Origin of the sequence: Parahaliea mediterranea (assembly GCF_017255185.1) — a bacterium.
Taxonomy (GTDB): Bacteria; Pseudomonadota; Gammaproteobacteria; order Pseudomonadales; family Halieaceae; genus JAFKCZ01.
The window spans coordinates 105,842-126,013 of the sequence record NZ_JAFKCZ010000008.1 but is presented as its reverse complement, the minus strand read 5'-3'; the positions used below and the strand labels follow the sequence as shown (position 1 = coordinate 126,013).

At 57.4% G+C, this 20,172-nt stretch carries 17 protein-coding genes; 11 read left to right on the top strand and 6 right to left on the bottom strand.

Going from position 1 to position 20,172, the window contains the following annotated elements; all coding sequences use genetic code 11:
* Window positions 1-21: 21 nt before the first annotated feature.
* Window positions 22-1,587 (bottom strand): phytoene desaturase family protein, encoded by a 1,566-nt coding sequence (locus tag JYP50_RS12385; protein ID WP_206560845.1) that lies wholly within the window; start codon window positions 1,585-1,587, stop codon window positions 22-24.
* Window positions 1,588-1,832: 245 nt separating this feature from the next.
* Between JYP50_RS12385 and JYP50_RS12380 the strand changes: the two genes are divergently transcribed.
* From JYP50_RS12380 to JYP50_RS12360, 5 genes are all read left to right on the top strand, one after another.
* Window positions 1,833-4,220 (top strand): TonB-dependent receptor, encoded by a 2,388-nt coding sequence (locus tag JYP50_RS12380; RefSeq protein ID WP_206560844.1) that lies wholly within the window; start codon window positions 1,833-1,835, stop codon window positions 4,218-4,220.
* 19 nt (window positions 4,221-4,239) lie between these two features.
* Window positions 4,240-5,034, top strand: coding sequence for an SDR family oxidoreductase (locus tag JYP50_RS12375; protein ID WP_206560843.1), 795 nt, complete (start codon window positions 4,240-4,242; stop codon window positions 5,032-5,034).
* Between the two features lie 94 nt (window positions 5,035-5,128).
* Complete coding sequence (locus JYP50_RS12370) at window positions 5,129-6,115, top strand: AraC family transcriptional regulator (protein ID WP_206560842.1); 987 nt, start codon at window positions 5,129-5,131, stop codon at window positions 6,113-6,115.
* Window positions 6,116-6,229: 114 nt separating this feature from the next.
* On the top strand, window positions 6,230-6,466 hold the full coding sequence (locus JYP50_RS12365; RefSeq protein ID WP_206560841.1) for a type II toxin-antitoxin system Phd/YefM family antitoxin: 237 nt from the start codon (window positions 6,230-6,232) through the stop codon (window positions 6,464-6,466).
* 2 nt (window positions 6,467-6,468) lie between these two features.
* Complete coding sequence (locus JYP50_RS12360; RefSeq protein ID WP_347136787.1) at window positions 6,469-6,864, top strand: type II toxin-antitoxin system VapC family toxin; 396 nt, start codon at window positions 6,469-6,471, stop codon at window positions 6,862-6,864.
* Between the two features lie 33 nt (window positions 6,865-6,897).
* Here JYP50_RS12360 and JYP50_RS12355 read toward each other — a convergent pair whose 3' ends face one another.
* A complete protein-coding gene (locus tag JYP50_RS12355) occupies window positions 6,898-7,782 on the bottom strand; it encodes a hypothetical protein (RefSeq protein WP_206560839.1) in 885 nt (294 codons plus the stop codon).
* 505 nt (window positions 7,783-8,287) lie between these two features.
* Between JYP50_RS12355 and JYP50_RS12350 the strand changes: the two genes are divergently transcribed.
* From JYP50_RS12350 to JYP50_RS12330, 5 genes are all read left to right on the top strand, one after another.
* Window positions 8,288-10,483, top strand: a complete 2,196-nt coding sequence (locus JYP50_RS12350) for a TonB-dependent receptor (RefSeq protein WP_206560838.1) — start codon at window positions 8,288-8,290, stop codon at window positions 10,481-10,483.
* 114 nt (window positions 10,484-10,597) lie between these two features.
* Complete coding sequence (locus JYP50_RS12345) at window positions 10,598-10,981, top strand: RidA family protein (RefSeq protein ID WP_347136781.1); 384 nt, start codon at window positions 10,598-10,600, stop codon at window positions 10,979-10,981.
* Between the two features lie 293 nt (window positions 10,982-11,274).
* Window positions 11,275-12,597 (top strand): spinster family MFS transporter, encoded by a 1,323-nt coding sequence (locus tag JYP50_RS12340; RefSeq protein ID WP_206560836.1) that lies wholly within the window; start codon window positions 11,275-11,277, stop codon window positions 12,595-12,597.
* Window positions 12,598-12,634: 37 nt separating this feature from the next.
* Window positions 12,635-13,642 (top strand): glutamate cyclase domain-containing protein, encoded by a 1,008-nt coding sequence (locus JYP50_RS12335; protein ID WP_206560835.1) that lies wholly within the window; start codon window positions 12,635-12,637, stop codon window positions 13,640-13,642.
* A 125-nt stretch (window positions 13,643-13,767) separates the two neighbouring features.
* Window positions 13,768-14,250, top strand: a complete 483-nt coding sequence (locus JYP50_RS12330) for a MarR family winged helix-turn-helix transcriptional regulator (RefSeq protein ID WP_206560834.1) — start codon at window positions 13,768-13,770, stop codon at window positions 14,248-14,250.
* A gap of 214 nt (window positions 14,251-14,464) precedes the next feature.
* Here the strand turns inward: JYP50_RS12330 and JYP50_RS12325 are convergent, their stop codons facing one another.
* The 4 genes from JYP50_RS12325 to JYP50_RS12310 form a co-directional block, all read right to left on the bottom strand.
* Window positions 14,465-16,024: a flavin-containing monooxygenase gene (locus JYP50_RS12325; protein WP_206560833.1), complete on the bottom strand. Its 1,560-nt coding sequence runs from the start codon at window positions 16,022-16,024 to the stop codon at window positions 14,465-14,467.
* Between the two features lie 218 nt (window positions 16,025-16,242).
* Window positions 16,243-16,572: a winged helix-turn-helix domain-containing protein gene (locus JYP50_RS12320; protein WP_206560832.1), complete on the bottom strand. Its 330-nt coding sequence runs from the start codon at window positions 16,570-16,572 to the stop codon at window positions 16,243-16,245.
* Between the two features lie 178 nt (window positions 16,573-16,750).
* Window positions 16,751-18,856, bottom strand: coding sequence for a 3-hydroxyacyl-CoA dehydrogenase NAD-binding domain-containing protein (locus JYP50_RS12315; protein WP_206560831.1), 2,106 nt, complete (start codon window positions 18,854-18,856; stop codon window positions 16,751-16,753).
* Window positions 18,857-18,861: 5 nt separating this feature from the next.
* Window positions 18,862-19,254: a RidA family protein gene (locus JYP50_RS12310; protein WP_206560830.1), complete on the bottom strand. Its 393-nt coding sequence runs from the start codon at window positions 19,252-19,254 to the stop codon at window positions 18,862-18,864.
* Between the two features lie 120 nt (window positions 19,255-19,374).
* Here JYP50_RS12310 and JYP50_RS12305 point away from each other — a divergent pair, with 120 nt between their 5' ends.
* Window positions 19,375-20,166, top strand: coding sequence for a cyclase family protein (locus JYP50_RS12305; protein WP_206560829.1), 792 nt, complete (start codon window positions 19,375-19,377; stop codon window positions 20,164-20,166).
* Window positions 20,167-20,172 lie beyond the last annotated feature (6 nt).

The following is a 20,172-nucleotide window of genomic DNA, read 5'->3' as shown; positions in this document are numbered from 1 at the left end:
ACGGTCGTTCGGCAACAGCGGTTAAAGCAGTTGCCTCGCCACCAGGTAGCCCGAGCCGCCGCCCAGGCCGGGGCCGGGGTGGGTCGCGGCGCCGATGTGGTACACGTTGTCGACACAGGTGTCGTGGTTGCGCGTGCCGGATAGCGGCCGGAAGAGCAGGTTTTGGTCGAGGGCGCAGTCGCCGCAGTAGGGGTCGCCGCCCACCAGATTGCAATTCAGTTGTTGCAGGTCGGCGGGGGAGAGCACGGCGTGGGCCAGCATGTCCCGGTCGAGGTTGACGATATGCTCGCGCAGGCGTGCGAGGATGCGCCCGGCGTAGGCCTGCTTCAGCGCTTCGTTCCAGCGTCCGTCATCGGGGATATCGATCTCCCTGGCGGCATCGCCCAGAACCCGTGCCGGGAGTTCCTGCAGTTGAATCCATAAAATCCACTGGCCCGCCGGGGCCCGCGAGGGGTCCACCGCGCAGGGCTGGCCAACCACAATGGTGGCCCGCGCGGGCAGCAGGCCGTTGTCCGCCTCGGTGACGGCGCGGGCCAGGGCGTCGGTGCCATCGCACAGGTGAACCATGGCCACCCGGTCGAGTTCGCGCTGTCGCCACTGCGCCGGGGCGGACAGGGCGATATGAATTTGCATGTCGGCGCGGCCAAAGCGGTAGTCGGCGGCCTGCCGGGCCAACGCTTCGGGCACCACTTCCGGCGGCAGCAGGTGCCCGTACAACTGTTGCGGGGTGACGCTGCAGATTACGTTGCGGGCTTCGATGTAGCTGCCGTCGGCGAGGTGCACGCCCCGCGCGCGGCCGCCGCGCACGGCAATGCCCTCGACCAGGGCGTTGCACTGGATGTGCCCGCCGTGTTCCTCGATCAAGGCCTGGAAGCCTTTTACCAGGCGGTCACTGCCGCCGCGCACGACGGGCAGGCCCACGGCTTCGAGGGTAAACAGCACCACCTTGGCCATCAGCGCCGAGCTGGGGCTGTCCGGCCCCAGGCCCACGTGCAGTACCCAGGGCGCCACGCAGGCCTGGTAGGCGCGGTTGTCGCCCGCTTTTGCCAGCCAGTGGCGCACGCTGCCGAGGGCGTCGCCGGCAAACTGGCGCAGCCCCCGCAGGCCCATGCGCCGCGCGCATTTCAGCAGCAGCACCGCGAAGCGCCAGCGCTGGAGTTGCTGTGACAGCAGCGCGAACACCAGCTCCGCGTTGCCCTCGATCTCGGCCATGGCGGCGCTGTACTGGGCGGCGGCGTCCGGCCCGAGGTCATTGCACACCCGCTCGCGGGAGCGGTGCAGGACAAAGGCCTCGCCGCTGCCGGTCAGGCCGGCGGTGGGGGTGTCGGTATAAGCGAATTCCACGCCGTGGCGCGCCAGGTCCTCGCCCAGGCTCTGGAAGGCGGGGGAGGTCACGAACAGGGGATACCAGCTCGACAGCAGGTCGTGCCGGAAACCGGGCGCGGTGATCTCGCCGGTGAGGATGCAGCCCCCGGGACCGGGGTTGCGCTCCAGCACGCACACGCGTTTGCCGGCCTTGGCCAGCAGCGCGGCGCACACCAGGCCGTTGATGCCACTGCCCACGATGAGGTGATCAAACTGCGCCATTGCACGTCCCTTATTGTTTGTCTTGCCCTGGACAGGCTTTTATAGCGATACCGCACACTTGCGCGCAATCGCCGGCGGCTCGCCGGTGCACAAACATACAGCCGCTGAATAATTGCCGCGCTCAGTGAATATCCCCGCGGGGCCGGCTATTCCTAGAATGTATCCAGCTGCATGCCGCTAGCCGGGCTGCAAACAAGTCGAGCAGATAAATATTCAAACGCACTATCGACACGAGGAAGATAACAATGGCTGAGAACATTGCGGGCCGTGGCCCGATCCCCCACAGGGACAAGATCCTGGTTGCCGCGGTTGGCGCGGCGCTGACACTGGGCACGGTACAGGCCAGCCAGGCTCAGGCCCAGGGCCAGCGCAGCTGGCAGCTGGAAGAGGTTACCGTGACCGCGCGCAAGCGCGAGGAGAGCCTGCAGGATGCGCCGATTGCCATCTCCGCCTTTTCCGGCGACGGGCTGGAGGCCCGCGGCATCACCCGCCTGATCGAAATCGGCGATATCACCCCCAACCTCACCTTCCAGAACAACCCCAGTTTCGGCGGCGCCAGCTCCGCCGCCGCGGTGTACATCCGCGGCATCGGGCAGAAGGAGTTCCTGCCCACGGTCGAGCCGGGGGTGGGGATCTACGTGGACGGCATCTACGTGGCGCGCTCGGTGGGCGCCATCTTCGACCTGGTGGAGGTGGAACAGGTGGAGGTGTTGCGCGGCCCCCAGGGCACGCTATTCGGCCGCAATACCATCGGCGGCGCCATCAGCATCACCACGCGCAAACCCGAGCAGCAGTGGGCCAGCAGCCTGGAGGCGACCATGGGCAGCGATTCGCGCCTGGACCTCAAGGGCATGGTCAACGTGCCCTTTACCGACAGCCTGGCCGGCCGCTTCAACCTGGCCAGCTTCCAGCGCGACGGCTATGTCACCCGGGTCCACGACGGCAAGGACCTTGGGGACGACGACACCCTTACCGGGCGCGCCGCCTTTTTGTGGGACGTGACACCGGACCTGGAGGTGAACGTCTCCGCCGGCTTTACCAAGGACAATGAAAACGGTTCACCGGTCCGCCTGATCGGCATCAACTACGCCGGTCCGATCGACCCCGACACCCCGCCCCTGGCCACCATCCACAATGTGGGAGCCTCCCTGGCCGCGGGCGGCCCCGAAGCGCCCTGTATTATCCCCGGTGTCACCGGGACCGTGAACACGGCCGTGCCGGCCTGTTACGACGACCGCTACCTGGGTTCGGGGGATCGCAACTACGGCACCGCGCCGACCTACGCCAAGGTGGACCTGTACCACGCCGATACCACCATCAGCTGGCACCTGAGCGAGCGCCTGCAGTTGAAGTCGATCACCGGCTACCGCGACCTCGACAGCCATTTCGCCCGTGACGGCGACGGCTCGCCCTGGCGCGTGACCCAGTTTGTCGATGCCCTGGACCAGCAACAGTTCACCCAGGAGTTGCAGTTTTTGGGCAACAGCGAGGACCAGCGCCTGAACTGGATTCTCGGGCTGTACTACTTCGACGAGAGCGGCGAGAACACCAACACCCTGGATTTCTCGGTATCGAAATTCGTCAGCGGTGGGGCCTACGACAACCGCAGCGCCGCGGCCTTCGCCCAGGTCAGCTATGACCTGAGCGAGTCGCTCACCCTCACCGGCGGCTTGCGCTACACCGACGAGCGCAAACGTTTCCTGCCGGACCAGTACATCATCCAGAACTATTTCGCGGGCACCGGCCACCCCATGCTGGACGCGCCCTTCATGCAGGCGGGCAGCCGGGTGCTGCCGCACCTGGAGAAACAGATCGAGATCGAGGAAACCACGCCGATGTTGAACCTGCGCTGGCAGGTTACTGATGGCACCATGCTCTACGCCACCTATTCCGAGGGCTTCAAGAGCGGTGGTTTCAGCCAGCGGGTGTTTCCGCCCCAGGTCGCCGGCGCCACCGCGCCGGCCGGCACCGCGGATATCGATTTGATCCCGTCCTTCGACCCGGAGTACGTGACCTCCACCGAGCTGGGCCTGAAGTACAGCAGCGATGACAACACCTTGCGGGTCAACGCCGCGATCTTCGATACCCGTTACGAGGATTTCCAGATCCAGGTCTTCACCTCGGTGGCGCCGGTCACCAAGAATGCCGCCGAGGTCGGTATCACCGGCGCCGAGCTGGAAGTCACCTGGCTGTTCGGCGACGGCTGGATGCTGGAGACCGCCGCGGGCTTCCTCGATGCCGGTTACGACGACATCGACACCAGCGAGACCTTCGTCGACGCCGGCAACGACCTGGAACGGGTGCCGGACACCACCCTGAGCGCCTCGATTTCCAAGGATTTCAACCTCGACAGCGGGGCCCTGTTGAGCGCGCGCCTGGACTGGTCCTACCGCGCCGACCAGGAGATGGATACTTTCAACACCGCGCAGATCGCCCAGGAATCCTACTCCCTGCTCAACGCCAACGTTAGCTGGCGCTCTTCCGACGAGCACTACCAGGTCACCCTCGGCGGCACCAACCTGACCGACGAGGAGTACCTGGTCTCGGGCATCATCGGCGATGCCTTCCAGTCCTACGAGGGCGTGTACGGGCGCGGCACCCAGTGGTACCTGACCCTGCGCTACAACTATTGATCGTTAAGGAGGTAACAGCGTGATTGACCTGACAGGAAAGGTGGCGATCGTCACCGGCGGCGCCGCTTCGATCGGCGCCGCCATCAGCGAAAAACTGCATCAACTGGGGGCCGCGGTGGTGATCGCCGCGCGCAGCGCCGACAAGGGCGAGGCCATGGTCGCGCGCTTGGGCGAGCGGGCGCTGTATGTGCAGACGGATATCACCGTCGATGCCCAACTGGAAGCGCTGGTCGCCGCCGCCGTGGAGACTTTTGGCGGCATCGATATCCTGGTCAACAACGCCGCCAGCTACGACGACGACGGCGCGGCGTCCAGCCGCGAGCAGTGGCTGGGCACGCTCAATGCCAACGCCGTGTCGCCGGCCATCCTGGGGGAGCTGGCGCGGCCGCACCTGAAGGCCCGCAAGGGCTGCATTGTGAATGTCGGTTCCATCTCCGGCATCGCCCCGCATATCGGCCGTTGGACCTACCCGGTGTCCAAGGCCACCATGCTGCACCTGTCCAAGACCCAGGCGGTGGAGTACGCCCAGGACGGCATCCGCGTGAACATGGCGCGCCTGGGGCATATCTGGTCGGACCCCTTCGAGGGCCTGACCGGCGACAACCGCCAGCACGCCGACAAGGTGTCCGAGCCCTATAACCTGATGGGCCGGGTGGCGGACGCCGAGGAGGTGGCCAATGTGGTGGCCTTCCTGGCCTCGCCCCTGGCCAGCTACGTCACCGGCGCCGAGTACCCTGTGGATGGCGGCTACAGCGCCATGGGGCCGGAGCAGCACTACCCGCTGATGCCCCTGCTGATGGAAGGGCAGGGCTGATCGGCCATGGTCGGCGGCCTGCGCGCTGCAAGGGGTTTTTGCCTTCTCGGTTCGACGGGAGTACATTGAGCCAGGCAGCAGTGCAGGTGGGCCAATGATGATACCGCTAAGAAACCACACCCTCGTCAACACCGCGCAGGTCGAGCAGGCCCGGCAAGTGATCAGCGGTGTTTACTGTGATCACAAGCTGGCGCCGACCGGGACCGCCGCCCGGCGCGAGCCCTTTCACGCGATTCACAACTTCGTGCCGCTGGGGGATGTGTCGCTCAGTTACATGGCCTATTCCAGCGAAGTGGCGATCAATCCGGGTTACCTGCAGGACTTCTACCTGTTGCAGCTACCTCTGCAGCAAAGCCGGGCGCGCATCGCCACCGGCGCCGAGGATTTCGTCAGCGAAAATCGCAGGGCCTCCCTGATCAACCCCGAGGACAAGACTTCGATGGTCTGGTCCGGCGGCTGCCGGCAGTTGATGGTGCAGATCCGCAAATCGGCGGTGGAGGAGGAACTGGCGCGCCTCACCTGTTCCGAAGTGAAAAAACCCCTGGCGTTTTCCCCGCTGATTTCCCTGGACGACAACCCCCGGATGGACTCCTGGTGGCGCTACGTGCAGTTCCTGGTGGCGGACGTCGACCAGGGCAGCTTCATGAGCTTGGGGCCGGCGGAAAAACAGAACCTCAAGCAAACCCTGATCGGCAACCTGCTGTACGCCGCCCACCACAACTATTCCCAGCGCCTCGATGAAGGCGGCTGCACCGTGGTGCCGCGTCAGGTCAAGCGCGCCGAAGCCTACATGCTGGAAAACCTGGCCAACAGCATTTCAATCGACGACCTGGTCGCCGTCAGCGGCGCCAGCGCGCGCTCCCTGTTCGAGGCCTTCAAGCGCTACCGGGGCCTGCCGCCGATGAAGCGCCTGCAACAGTTTAGGCTGGAGGCGGCGCACCGGGAATTGCAGTGCGCGGCGGCCGGCGAGACCGTCACCGATATCCTCAGTCGTCTCGGTATCAGCCAGCAGGGGCGCTTTGCGGCGCTGTATAAGCACAGTTTTGGTGAAACGCCCTCGCAGACCCTCAAGCGCTCTTAATCCTATCAGTTGTAGAATTACTTGGCGGCAAAACTCCAAGGTGACTACTTTTTATAGTCATTTTGTTGGTGTATAGTGATGACTATATAGGGTGACTATGTTGAGTGGTGGAACATGACTCAAGAACTTATTACCAAATCCCAGTTCAAGGCGCGGGCATTGGAGTATTTTCGTCAGGTTGAGACATCTGGACATCCCGTGGTCGTTACCGACCGCGGCCAGCCCACGGTTGAAATTCGGCGCTTTCGCAGCGACCCCCGTTCTCCATTGGAGCGTCTGAAAGACAGTGTTGTTGAGTTAAAGGAGCCCACGGCACCGGTCGGGGAAGACGACTGGGAAGTGCTGCCTTGATTGTGCTCGATACCCATGTGCTGGTCTGGTGGGTAAATGGGGACAGTCAGCTATCCAAAAAGGCCAAAGCGACTATCGACAAAGAGCTGGCATCCGAAGATGGCGTCGTCGTGGTCTCATCCATCTCAGCCTGGGAAATCGCCATGCTGGTCAACGCTGATCGGCTGATCCTTACAATGGGTGTGGATGACTGGCTTGCAACCGTGTCGGAAATTGAAGGTGTACGCTTTACCTCCGTTGACAATGAGGTGGCCGTCGAATCAACAAGGCTTCCAGGGGCATTTCACAAAGATCCCGCAGATCGGATGATTGTTGCACTCGCCCGGCACTTGAATGCCGCGCTGATTACGGCAGACAACGCAATACGAGGGTACAAGCACGTCAAGTCGATTTGGTGACAGTACCCTGCAAGCCAGCAGACATCTCCCTATCTACTGGATAGCACGTTCCTGAAAGGCCGACAGAGGCGCTGTCGCTCTGTCGTTTTGCTCGCGACCCACAATGTGCCTTCTGTGCTTCTCCTGCAGACGCGGCAGTATCCCCGCATAGTCGCGTGGATCGAGGGCGCCAAACCACTGTTTAAAGCGGGTCGCCGCGCCGAGGTTCATGCCCATATCGTTCAACAACTCGTCGATATGGTGAATGGAGAAGGGGATGATGTTGGTGCCCTTGGAGTGCTTGCCGTCGGTCCTGGCTTCCATCCACGCCAGTCGTTCATCGGCATAGCGGTGTTGCTCGCCAATGGCGGGCAGGCTGACGTCGCCGTTCAGGTAGTCCGCCAGCCACAGCGCGCCGACCTCGCAGTTCAGCTGGCTGAAGAACGAGGAGTTGTAGCCGTTGAAGGCCAGGCGCGGTACCCCGATCGGTAGCATTGACCGGTACAGGCGGAAATTTCCCTGCTCGTCGGTGACATTGGCCATGATGTCGGGATCGAGGAAAGGGCAGACCTGGCGCCAGCCGGTGCCGCAGACAATGATATCGGCGGGGATGGTCTTTCCGTTGGACAGTTCCGCTTGGTTGGCGTACAGGCGCACGATTTCGCTGTTTTTGGCGACCCGTATCTGTCCCGCCCGGATTTTTTCGTAGAAGCCGTCGGTCACCAGGCTGACGGTGCTGCGGGCGATGGTTTCCAGGGGCTTTTGTGGGTGCAGCCCCAGTGATTTGAGGTGGGTCTGTTTCTCGATAACAAACTGCACGCTGCCCAGCATGGCCTGGCGCAGGGGGTTGCCCCAGGTGTGGAAGAACTTGTCCGCGCCCTCCAGGCGAATATAGCGGAACAAGGCCTTGCTCGGGCGTGCTAGGGCCAGAAACGACATATAAGTATTGACCCCTGGCTATGAATGGAAACCGTGAGTCCTGAATGTGCCGCTGCTTCCCGATATCACGGTGACTATTGATTACCTTGATGCGCAGGAAATTGCTCTCCGGTGGTGGTGCGAGTGACAACACGCCCTTCTCGGCCAACGCTTTCCTGGCAGTGTAGAGATGTACTTGAATTTGGGGACTTGGGCTTTGGAGTCATTGATGGAGGTATATCCGAAGACACTGCCTGCGCGTTGATGGCTTAGCCAAAACGCTGACGTTCCGTCAACTTCTCGTTTCGGCCTTCGGGCATGACGCCGTTCCCCGGCACAAGAATCAGTGCAGCGTGCGGATGTATTGCTACGCCTGTGAATGTTGAGCTCGACTGAGCGCTCACCCTTAACTCAACGGGAAAGGTCTTTGTAAAATAAATTTTGCTGTATTCGTATAAATATGTTACAAATACAATAAATCTATACGAATACAGATAAATGGTTAGCTGCTGGAGGGGTTTACAAGATGATAATTGATAGCGGAAAACAGTTCGGCACTAGATGGATTTTATGCTCAGCAATTGCGATAGCTGTTGAATGCGAGCCATTGATGGCAAACGACAGTCATTCCACAATTGAAGAGGTTGTTGTAACTGCTCTAAAAAAGGCAGAAGGGACATCGGTTTTGGATACCCCTCTTTCCGTATCCGCCATTACTGGTACGGAATTGGAAGATTATGGTTTTACATCCGTCATGGATGCGATCTCTATTAACCCTGGTGTGAGTACTGCAAAAATTGGTAGTCAAGGTGAATCGATTCAGATTAGAGGTGTATCGGGTTCACTTGGCGACTCGCCAATCGGATATTACCTTGATGAGCTTCCTTATACTCGCGTCGGACAAAATGTGTCGCCCGACCTTAACCCCTATGATCTTAATAGGGTGGAGGTTCTGCGGGGGCCTCAGGGTACTCTCTATGGTTCGGGTTCAGCGGGGGGTGTTGTAAAAATAGTAACACAGGATGCTGTCCTAAATACTCTCTCGGGTAAGGCTACCGCTGGTATTTCCAATACAGAGCGTGGCGATGGAAATTGGAAAGCGCAGGCAGCAATTAATATCCCGCTTGTAGATGACGTTCTGGCTTTGCGGCTGGTGGGCTCGTATATAGACGACAGCGGATACATTGATCGTCCTCTCGAAGATATAAAAAACTATAACGACTCGAACGATAGTGCTTATCGCGCCAAATTATTGTACGTGCCGGACGAAGAGTTAGAGATAAAGCTTTCGGTCTGGCAAACAAAAAATGAAGTCTACACGCCATTTTCTGATAGTAATTTCGACGCCGCGCCAATCATTTACAATACCGATCCGGCCACTGGCAGTCCAGACTTTACCTCGTTTCGACCTGCAGACCATGAGCTATCCCTTGCAACGAATGAAACTGATCTCTACGGCTTGGTGGTCAACTATGAAGCTGATTATTTTCAGCTATTGAGCAGCACATCTTACATGGAAGGAGTCTCTACCCAAAAGTACGATGTGGCAGTTGTGGCGGGACAGGTTCTGGACTTCGATATGAAAACTTTCGGGCAAGAGTTCCGTTTTTCCTCCAGCGGGAGTGGGCCTTTCAGTTGGACTGGGGGGTTGATCTATCTAGATATGGAAATGACGCGTGGTCAGAATTTCTTGCTCTTCATTGAGGATGCGCCGGATCCGTTAGGCTTAGAGGTAGATCGGGCCACACAGACATCAGAGCAGTGGGCTGGCTATGGAGAGTTGCAATATCAGATGTCTGATACCTGGTCATTGTCTCTGGGTGCGCGCTACGCAGCGGATGAGCGCCAAATTGTAGATAAAAACCCTTCGGTAATGCTTGGTTTGGACTCTCTTGGTCTGGATATAAGCCGCAGCGAGAATTTCAACAAAACTACTGGTCGCTTTAACCTGGCCTGGACCCCAACTGAAAATTCCCTGTACTTCTTGAATATCGCTCAGGGGTTCAGGGCGGGGGCCCCAAATTCAGGTAGATCCCTAATAAAGGCTACTCAATTAGATACGAATATACCTACTATTGCCGAACCTGATGAAGTTGTTAGTTACGAAATAGGCGCCAAACTGTCTCTTTTGGAAAGTGGACTCAGTTTTGAAGCTGTGCTCTACCATTTAACTTGGGATGATATTCAGACCTTTGTTTCGACTGTAGATTCGTCAAATGGCGGATTGGTTTCGTGGAACGACAACGCTAGCTCTTCGGAAGGCTCAGGTATTGACCTGGCATTACATTACCGTGGAATCGATGGGCTTTTGTTGTCAATAAGCGGAAATTATTCTAACAGCGAGTATCAAGATAACGTTCCGTCGGCAGGTATCGCTGCAGGTGACACAGTGTTTCTCGCTCCCGACAAGACGCTATCGGCTTCGGGAACATATCGTTGGCCTCTGGGAAGTTATGAGGGGGTAGCTTTTTTCAGTGCAACATATACGGATGAGCGAAGTGACTATGCTCCGGGCTTTGCTTATACATCAGACGCGGTAACCATGCTTAACGCCAGGGTGGGCGTGGAAAATGATAACTGGAGCGCTTATTTGACAGGTGAGAATATTGGAAATGAAGATGGTGAAGTTTCCTCACTTGCGGCTTTTGCCCTGGTGGGTGCAAACCCGGTTCGGTATCGGCCTCGAACTATCGGCGTAGAGCTTACTTATAGGTTTGACTAGAGGCTGATTAACTCAAAGAAGCTGTATTCAGGCGGCTCTCATAAGAGTGCGCATGGATGAAAAAGAGTTAAGTAGTCATATCTTCATTCACTAAATAACATGGGGCAAAGCATTGTGAAAAAGTATGCGGTTGGTGATGAGGTATTTCTCCCAAGCGGCACTGTAGCACCATTCTCGGAAGCCTATATATCTGGGAGTCTCGTTTTTATTTCAGGTCAATTGGCTTTTGATAAGTATGGCGAATTGAATGGCGGTAAAGCGGATGAGCAAACTCTTATTTGCCTAGCTAATATCGACAGAATTTTATCGAAAATTGATTTGACTGCAAAAGACATTATTAAGGTTACAGCATGGCTAACAGATCCGGAAGATTTTGCAGATTTTAACAAAGCTTACGTTCAATATTTTGGCAGCCACCGTCCCTCTCGATCTACTGTGTGCTCAGGTTTGATGCTTCCAGGTGCGCGAGTGGAGATTGAGGCGATAGCTGCAGTTTAGTTTATGAAGCAATCACGTAGGTTCGAAAATATCCATAGATAGTAGATGCCGAAATTTAAATGGTGGCGGCTTTACTCCTGTCGAAGCAGGTGCTCAGTGAATGGTCGGCAGTTTGTAGATTCGAGGCCCCATAGCTGCTGTCATCTAGCTCAATGTAATGTGGCTAATAATCTAGAAGCTTATGTTCAGGGAGTCATGATTTCCTAAACAGCAAATTTCTACAAATTGTCACTAGTTACAATCTATACGCTCACTAAACGATACATTCGATGGCTTGGAAATAGATTACTAAAATGAAAAGTACGAAACATAAGACGATATCTATTTCTGCATGCGTCACTCTTTTTGCGCTTGTAATGGCGAACATCTCCTCGCTGTTAGACCGCTCGATAATGTCGCTTCTTGTTGATCCGATAAAAAGAGATCTGGAAATAAGCGATGTTCAGTTTGGACTGCTTCATGGATTGGCATTTGCCCTCCTTTATAGCGTCATGGGGGTTCCAATCGGAAGATTGGTAGACAAATACAATCGCATGCGCATTATTGCTTCTGGAATATCCGTGTGGTCAATTATGACCGCTTTGTGTGGAATGGCTTCTAGCTACATCACTCTTTTTCTGGCTAGGGTCGGTGTCGGTGTCGGTGAAGCAACTCTAAATCCTGCTGCGTATTCATTATTGTCAGACAGTTTTCCTCGTCAATACATAGCCAGAGCTATCGGCGTATTTATGATGGCAACCTATGTCGGTGTTGGCTTGTCATACATCCTTGCAGGTGCTTTGGTTAACTTCTTCGGTGGTCATGATGCGGTGATGATTCCTGTCCTAGGTGAAACTAGCACCTGGAAGATCGTATTCTTTATCGCTGCCATTCCAGGGTTCTTTATTGCTGCTGGAATGCTGTGTATCAAAGAGCCGAGGCGCACCGGCTTAAGATACAATTACGAGAGTAAGGAGTCGGTAAGCGTCAGTACTCTTTTTGATTTTCTCCAAAAGAATAAAAAATCACTGATAACACATCTCTTTGGTTTTATCGGCGGGGTGGCTTTTGCTAACGGACTTTTGCTTTGGAGTCCAACGATAATCCACAATAATCACGGAGTACCAATAGGAGAAGTTGGTCAGGAGTTTGGAGTTCTATTGATCATTGTTGGTGGGGCTGGTCCGTTTCTTGGTGGCTGGATTTCAGATTTCATGTACTCGAAGAATATCGCATCAGCACCAATTAAGGCAGCCATCCTTCTATCAACTATAGCCTTGATACCTGCAGTAATGTTTACATGGATGCAATCGATCATTCTCACTTATATTCTTTTGTCACTTGTCATACTGATTCTTACAGCTCAACTTGGTCTGGCAATTACGGCTCTTCAAGTAATAACGCCAAACGAACTTCGCGGCCAGGTTTCCGCGATATTTTTGCTAGTGGTTAATCTTGTTGGCGTTGGCTTTGGCCCTGCTTTGATTCCCTTTATCGCCGGATTCTTCAGTACGAGTTATGGCCTAAATATGGCGGTATCTATTGTTGGGTGCATGGCATTTCTTTGTTCAATTGTTGCATTAGCCATGGGGATTAGCGCTTACGATGATAGTGATCAGAGCATGAGTCTGAGCTAAATATTAAATGACTTTTAGAAATTTATGAGGTTGGAAGATGCCAAAAATACTTGCAGAGTACATTGATCGCTTGTGCACGGTTGAGATGCGAGGGAAAGGAAAGAATATTCCTAGAGGAGTTTTAAGTACTTTTTATAACGCTGCGCTGGAAGAAGGCGGTGGAGACCCGTTAAGTTTCCGAGCGGCGGAACTATTGATCAACTCGTGTTCTCCCGGAAAAACGGTATTTATCTTCTGTAACGCTGGGGTAGCTCCTTATCTCCCTTATGGAGAAACTGATGGTCCGCTGGGTGGTGTGGCTATTGCTCATGCAATAAATGCAGCTACTGGAGCAATTCCAGTTTTTATATCTTCTGATGCGCATTCTCCGCCGGTTGTGTCAGTAGCTCGTGCGGCAGGTTTTCAGGTAGTTGAACCTGATATTGCGCTACAGCGTCCGAGATGGGCGGCCATTGATGAGCGTTACAATGAGCTCGATATTGAAAATGAGAAGGCATTAGAGCTAATAGAGCGATACGATCCTGTCGCAATGGTTTCCGTAGAATGTACCGCTCCCAACAGCGAAGGAGTATATTGTTCGATACTTGGTTTTCCAGTTGTCGGTGTCCCTGCTTATCATAATTTTTTTCGTATTGCCTCTGACCGATTGATTCCTACCATTGGTGTTGGCGATGGAGGAAATGAGATAGGCTGCGGGCGTATTTTGAAAACCGTTCGCGAACTGCGCGGTATTCCAGTGGGTGGAAACGATCCAGCAGCAACGATCAAAACTGATGTTCTGTTCTTTGCTGGCGTATCAAATTGGGGAGGATATGGTATTGCTGCTATGATCGCGTTCCTCTCTGAGAATCCTAAAGCATTTCATTCAGATGTGACGGAACGCAGGATGCTGGATGCTGTAGTTTCTGCAGGTGCAGCCGATGGCGCTGAAGCCAGCCTCAACCCTAATGTTGATATGATTGACAATCGTGTGCACATTGATTTAGTAAACATCTTGCACACCATGGTGATGAATGCACTGCAGCCGCTCGAACGGCCATTTTAAGTAGGGATTTGCGATTTTTTGCGAGGAAGTGTTTTGAGTGTAGTTTCTACTGTATGGTTGTCGTTATTTTTCAGTTGAAGTACTTGATAAGCGATTAGATATACGTTAAAGGCCTGAGATCAAAAATGAATGATATGCATCAGCCAGCACCGGTTGAAATACCTAAAAAGGTAGACTTTTTTGAGGGATTGAGTACTTCATTAAAGATAAATTATTTGATTGCAATAGCTTCAAACTTAACGCCTGTTTTGAAGAATGACAGTAAAAACTTCAAGTATATCAGTATTCAGGAGCTTCGATGCTTAAGTGTTATTGTTCGATTAGGTCCGCAAACATTGAGTCAGTTAGCGAAGGCTAGTCGCCAGAATACTGCCAACGTGAGCCGTACAACGACGAAGTTGCTGCATAAGAAGCTTTTGGTCAAGATTTCAAATCCCGAACACAAGCGTAGCTATTTCTTGTGGGTAACTAATAGTGGACTTGATTTGTATAACACTTTTAGGCCAGAGATAGAAAGTCGAGCGGAGCAGTATACTCTGAACTTCACGGAGAAAGATAAAGAGCAGTTATGTTTACTCTTGCAAAGGTATATTGAAAACGCAACTTAGTGGATTTTTCGGTTGCATAAATGTGTGAATCTGGCTCGCTTCTGCTTATTTGGCTATTACAAAAGGGAGGAGCCCAGCTTTGTAGATAAGGCAAACGAAGTTTGGCAGTTCTATAAGTCTCATAGTAACCCCCTAATATGATCTACTAAGCACTACACATTGGAATTACTATGAGGCATTCTATCAGGTAACGGTGTTTTCGGATGCGCACTATCTATTGCATGGCGCGCTCCCGAAAGCCGGCCATTGCCGCCGTTTCTGTGTCATATTGCTCGCGATCCACGATGTGCCGTCTGTGCTTCTCCTGCAGACGCGGGAGTACCCCGGCGTAGTCGCGCGGATCGAGGGCACCAAACCACTGTTTAAAACGGGTCGCCGCGCCGAGGTTCATCCCCATATCGTTCAACAACTCGTCGATATGGTGAATGGAGAAGGGGATGATGTTGGTGCCCTTGGAATGCTTGCCGTCGGTCCTGGCCTCCATCCACGCCAGTCGTTCATCGGCATAGCGGTGTTGCTCGCCGATGGCGGGTAGGCTGACGCCGCCGTTCAGGTAATCCGCCAGCCACAGTGCGCCAACCTCGCAGTTCAGCTGGCTGAAGAACGAGGAGTTGTAGCCGTTGAAGGCCAGGCGCGGCACCCCGATTGGCAGCATTGAGCGGTAGAGGCGGAAATTTCCCTGCTCATCGGTGACCTTGGCCATGATGTCGGGGTCGAGGAAAGGGCAGACCTGGCGCCAGCCGGTGCCGCAGACAATGATATCGGCGGGAACGGTCTCTCCGTTGGACAGTTCCGCCGTGTTGGCATGCAGGCGCACGATTTCGCTGTTTTTTGCCACCCGTATCCGTCCCGCCCGGATTTTTTCGTAGAAGCCGTCGGTCACCAGGCTGACGGTGCTGCGGGCAATGGTTTCTAACGGCTTTTGTGGGTGCAGCCCCAGTGATTTGAGGTGGGTCTGTTTCTCGATAACAAACTGCACGCTGCCCAGCATGGCCTGGCGCAGGGGGTTGCCCCAGGTGTGAAAGAACTTGTCCGCGCCCTCCAGGCGGATATAGCGGAACAGGGCCTCGCTCAAGCGGGTCAGGAACAGGTGCTTGTAGTTGAGCACATTCGCCAGGCGCTTGGGCAGCTTCCAGATCAGGTTTCGCGCTACCACCGTGGTGCTGGCGGAGATGTCGGCGATCGCATTGGCCACGTCGCAAGAGGACTTGCCGTAGCCAATCACCAGTACGTGTTTGCCCCGAGCTGCCTCGCGGCTATTGAACTGGCTGGTATGGCAGATGCGTCCGCCGGCGGCGGTAAATTCATCGGCTCCCGGGTATTGGGGGATCGACGGCACCGAGAAAATCCCGTTGGCGATGATCAGGTAGTCGAAGCGCTCGGAGTAGCGCTCGCACTGGCCATTGGCGTCGGTACGCTTCAGGTCCAGCTGCCATTGCTGGGTGTGGTCGTCATAGCCGGCGTGCACCACTTCCGTGTTGAGCTGGATGTCGTCGGCAAAATCGAAGGCTTCGGTGTAGGCCTGCATGTAGGCTTGCACCTGTTCGCCGCTGGGCCACTCCGGGTAATCCGCCGGCATGGGGTAATCCGACAGGGCATAGGTCGAGCGCGGGTTCTGGGTGGTCAGGCCGGGGTAGCGGCGGGAGGCGGTCCACACTCCCCCCACTTCCGCTTCCTTGTCGAAGACGGTCACGTCGTAGTTCAGCGACTTGAACACCCTGGCCGCGCTCAAGCCGCCAAAACCCGCACCCACAATGCCAATTTTTCGAATCATGTCGCACCTGCTCCCACTGTTATGACGGTGGCCCGGACTGCTCGCGCAGCCAACACGGGTAACACCACAATTTATGGGGCTATTAAACCGCTTGCGGGTGGGGGTGAACTATTCAGTTCTTGTCGGACTTGTGCGAATCCTGCGTTTTTCCTGGCCACAAATGCATTTGGCGACAAGGGCAGCCAGTTCAGCTCGCCCCAGGTTTCCGATCTGGATGTTCACAGTGGCTTGCCTGTGCGTCGCGGGCGAGTACGCAGGAGGGTCAGTTGCTCCAGTACCTCGGATGGTAGCTGCTTCAGGGCTTTTGCCAGCAGAGCCTTCACCTCATCCTTGAATACGTAGCGGGGGTTAAACTCAAAAACCCGGGTGCGGCCCACCTTGCGGCTGACCAGCAGGCCGTCGCGTTCCATGCGCAGCAGCTGGTTCTGGACGGTACTGACATCCATGGACCAGCTGTTGGCAATTTCCCGAGGGTACCCACTCCCTCGCGCGGCGAGGAACAGGAGCACCCGCTCTGCACCCTCGCTCCCGACTATGGCTTCAATCATGGCGTCGCCTATCGACCGATTTATGCGGTCATATTACCGACATGTTCGGTCGATATAAAGGGCGAGGCTAGTCTACGCGTGGCGGTATGGCTAGTCAGAGCGGGGCGAGAAGGGGAGTGGAGTTTGGCGGCCTGCCGGGGATGCCCGGCAGGCCGCTGGTACGGTGATTGCGCGGGCCTTATCGCTCCCGCTGCCACTCGGCGAAGGTTTTGCCCTCGGCGGCGAGCTTCGCCAGCAGCTCGCTGGGCTGCCAGTTGTCCGCCGAAAGGGTGTCGCGGTAGCGGCACACGGTTTCATACATCGCGCCGGTGCCGAGGTGGTCCGCCAAGTGCATGGGCCCGCCGCGGTGGCGCGGGAAGCCGTAGCCGTAGGCGTAGACCACGTCGATATCCCCCGGGCGTTGGGCGATGCCCTCTTCCAGGATGTGCGCGCCCTCGTTGATCAGGGCGGTGGTGAGCCGGGATATGATCTCGTCGTCGGAGATCGCCCGGCGCTCGACGCCCAGTTCTTCCGCGGCGGCCTCTACGATCGCCATCACCGCGGGATCGTCGCTGCGTTTGCGGGTCTCGGGGTCGTACTGGTAGTAGCCCTGGCCGGACTTCTGTCCCAGGCGCCCCTGTTCCACCAGCAGATCCGGCACGCGGTAGCTGCGCGGGTCGCCCTTCTGTTCGGTGGTCAGGCCCTGGCGCGCCTTGTAGCCGATATCGAGGCCGGCGAGGTCGCCCACCGCGAGCGGGCCCATGGCCATGCCCCAGCGCTCCATGGCACCGTCGATCTGCGCCGGGGTGGCGCCCTCGATCAGGCACAGCTGCGCCTCGCGCTGGTAGTGGCGCAGCATACGGTTGCCGATAAAGCCGTAGCACACGCCGGCCAGCACCGGCACCTTGCCGATGCGCTTGGCCACGGCCATCGCCGTGGCCAGGATGGTGTCGCTGCTGGCGTCGGCGCGCACCACTTCCAGCAGCTTCATGACGTTCGCCGGGCTGAAGAAGTGCATGCCCAGCACCTGCTGCGGGCGCGATGTGACCCCGGCGATGGCGTTGACGTCCTGGTAGGAGGTGTTGGTGGCCAGGATGGCCTGTGGCTTGCAGATGCCGTCCAGCTGGCGGAACACGTCTTGCTTCAGTTCCAGGCTCTCGAAGACCGCCTCGACCACCAAATCCACCTCGGCGAGGGCCGCGTAGTCGGTGCTGCCGCCGATAAGCGCCAGTGCCGCGTCAGCCTTGTCCTGGGACAATTTGCCGCGCTTGACGCTGGTGGCGTAGTTCTTGCGGATCAAGCCCAGGCCCCGTTCCAGGCCCTCGTCGCTCATGTCGATCAGGGTGACGGGAATGCCGGCGTTGGCGAAACACATGGCGATGCCGCCGCCCATGGTGCCGGCGCCAATGATCCCCACCGTGTCGACCGGCTGGGTCGCCGTGTCGCGTGGCAGGCCCTGTACCTTGGCCGCCTCGCGCTCGGCGAAGAACATATGCCGCAGGGCGCCGGATTGCGGGTCTTCCATACAGGCCATGAACAGTTCGCGTTCACGGCGCAGACCCTCGTCAAAGGGCAGGGTGGCGGCGGCCTCGAGGCAGTCGACAATGCGCTGCGGCGCGTTTTCCCCGCGGGTGCGGCGCGCCAGGCGCTCGCGGGCCGTGGCCAGGAGTTCCCGGCCCGCGTCGTCCAGTTGCAGGGGCAGTTCGCTGGCGCGGCGCAAGGGGGCTTCGCCGTCCAGCAGTTCCCGGGTGTAGGCCAGCGCGCCGGCGAGCAGGTCGTCGCCCTCGATGACTTTATCCACCAGGCCGGCGTCGGCGGCCCGCGGGGCGGGCATCGGGTTGCCGCTGGTAATCAGTTCCAGGGCGGTCTCCAGGCCGGTGAGACGCGGCGTGCGCTGGGTGCCGCCGGCGCCGGGCAGCAGGCCCAGTTTGACTTCCGGCAGGCCGACCTTCGCCGAGGGCAGGGCGCAGCGGTAGTGGCAGCACAGGGCGGTCTCCAGGCCGCCGCCGAGGGCGGTGCCGTGCACGGCCGCCACGGTTAGCTTGTCGTGCGCGTCCAGGCGCGCGAGCACCTCGCCCAGGATGGGCTCCCGGGGCGGCTTGCCAAACTCGGTGATATCCGCGCCGGCGATAAAGGTGCGCCCGGCGCAGTGTACGACCAGGGCGCGGCTGTCGTCGGCGGAGGATTGCTCCAGCGCCGCCATCAGCCCGCTGCGCACACTGTGGGAGAGGGCGTTGACCGGCGGGTTGTCAATACAAACGATGCCAATGTCGCCATCGCGGCGATAACTTACGGTTTCTGTCATAAGGCTCACTTCACGGCTGTGACTTCTATTTCCACGAGGGCCTCATCTTCTATCAATGCGCTGACCTCTACAACACTCATCGCCGGAAAATGCTTGCCCATGACCTCGCGGTAGGCGGCGCCGATGCCGCGGAGGTTGTTGACATAGGCCTGCTTGTCGGTGATATACCAGGTCATGCGCGTGATGTGCTCGGGGCCGGCGTCGGCGCTGGCCAGGATGTCGGTGATATTCGTCAGCGCCTGCTTGACCTGGTCGGTGAAGTCATTGCTTTCGAATACGAAATCCGAATTCCAGCCTATCTGTCCGCCGACGAAGATGGTCTCGTTGCCGCGCGCGAGAATGGCGTTTGAGTAGCCTTTGGGGCGCGGCCAGCCTTCGGGTAACAGGGAGATATGCATATCGTGCTCCAGGTGATTTAGCGGTTAAGGCACTGGATTATATTTTAGGTCTAAAATATAATCCACCCGAAGCGCGGGTAAACCGTGGAAAATATAGCCAGCATACCGGGGAGAATAAGCATGACCGATTCCGTTCTGACTGAACTCGCACTGGGCCTTGCCAGCGGCAAGGTGCGTATCGTCGACCTGACAGCCACGCTGTCGCCGGATACGCCGATCCTTCAGTTGCCCACCGAATTCGGCTGGGGCGAGTCCTGGCCCTTCAGCATGGAGCAGATTTCACGCTACGACGAGAAGGGGCCCGCCTGGTACTGGAACAACCTGAAGTGCGGCGAGCACACCGGTACCCACTTCGACGCGCCCATCCACTGGGTGACCGGCAAGGACCACGAAAACCACGCCACCGACACCCTGCCGCCGGAGCGTTTTGTGGCCCCCGCGGTGGTGATCGACGCGGTGGCGGAATCCGCCGCCGACCCGGATTTCCTGATGAGTGTCGATTTCATCAAGGCCTGGGAGGAGCGCCACGGCGAGATCCCCGCCGGCTCCTGGGTGCTGTACCGCACCGATTGGTCGAAGAAAGCCTCTAACGAGGAATACCTTAATGCACAGGATGACGGCAGCCACACCCCGGGCTGGGATCCGGCCACGGTGGTATTTTTGGCGGAGGAGCGCGACGTGATCGGTGTCGGCGTGGAAACCGTGGGCACCGACGCCGGCCAGGCGCCGGCGCAGGACCCGATGTTTCCCTGCCACAACCTGATGCACGGCGCCAACAAGTGCGGCCTGGCCAGCCTGTGCAACCTGGACCAGCTGCCGCCCACCGGCGCGATCCTGATCGCCGCGCCGCTCAAGATCAAGAACGGCTCCGGCAGCCCGGCGCGGGTGCTGGCGCTGGTACCCCAGGGGTAAATTTAT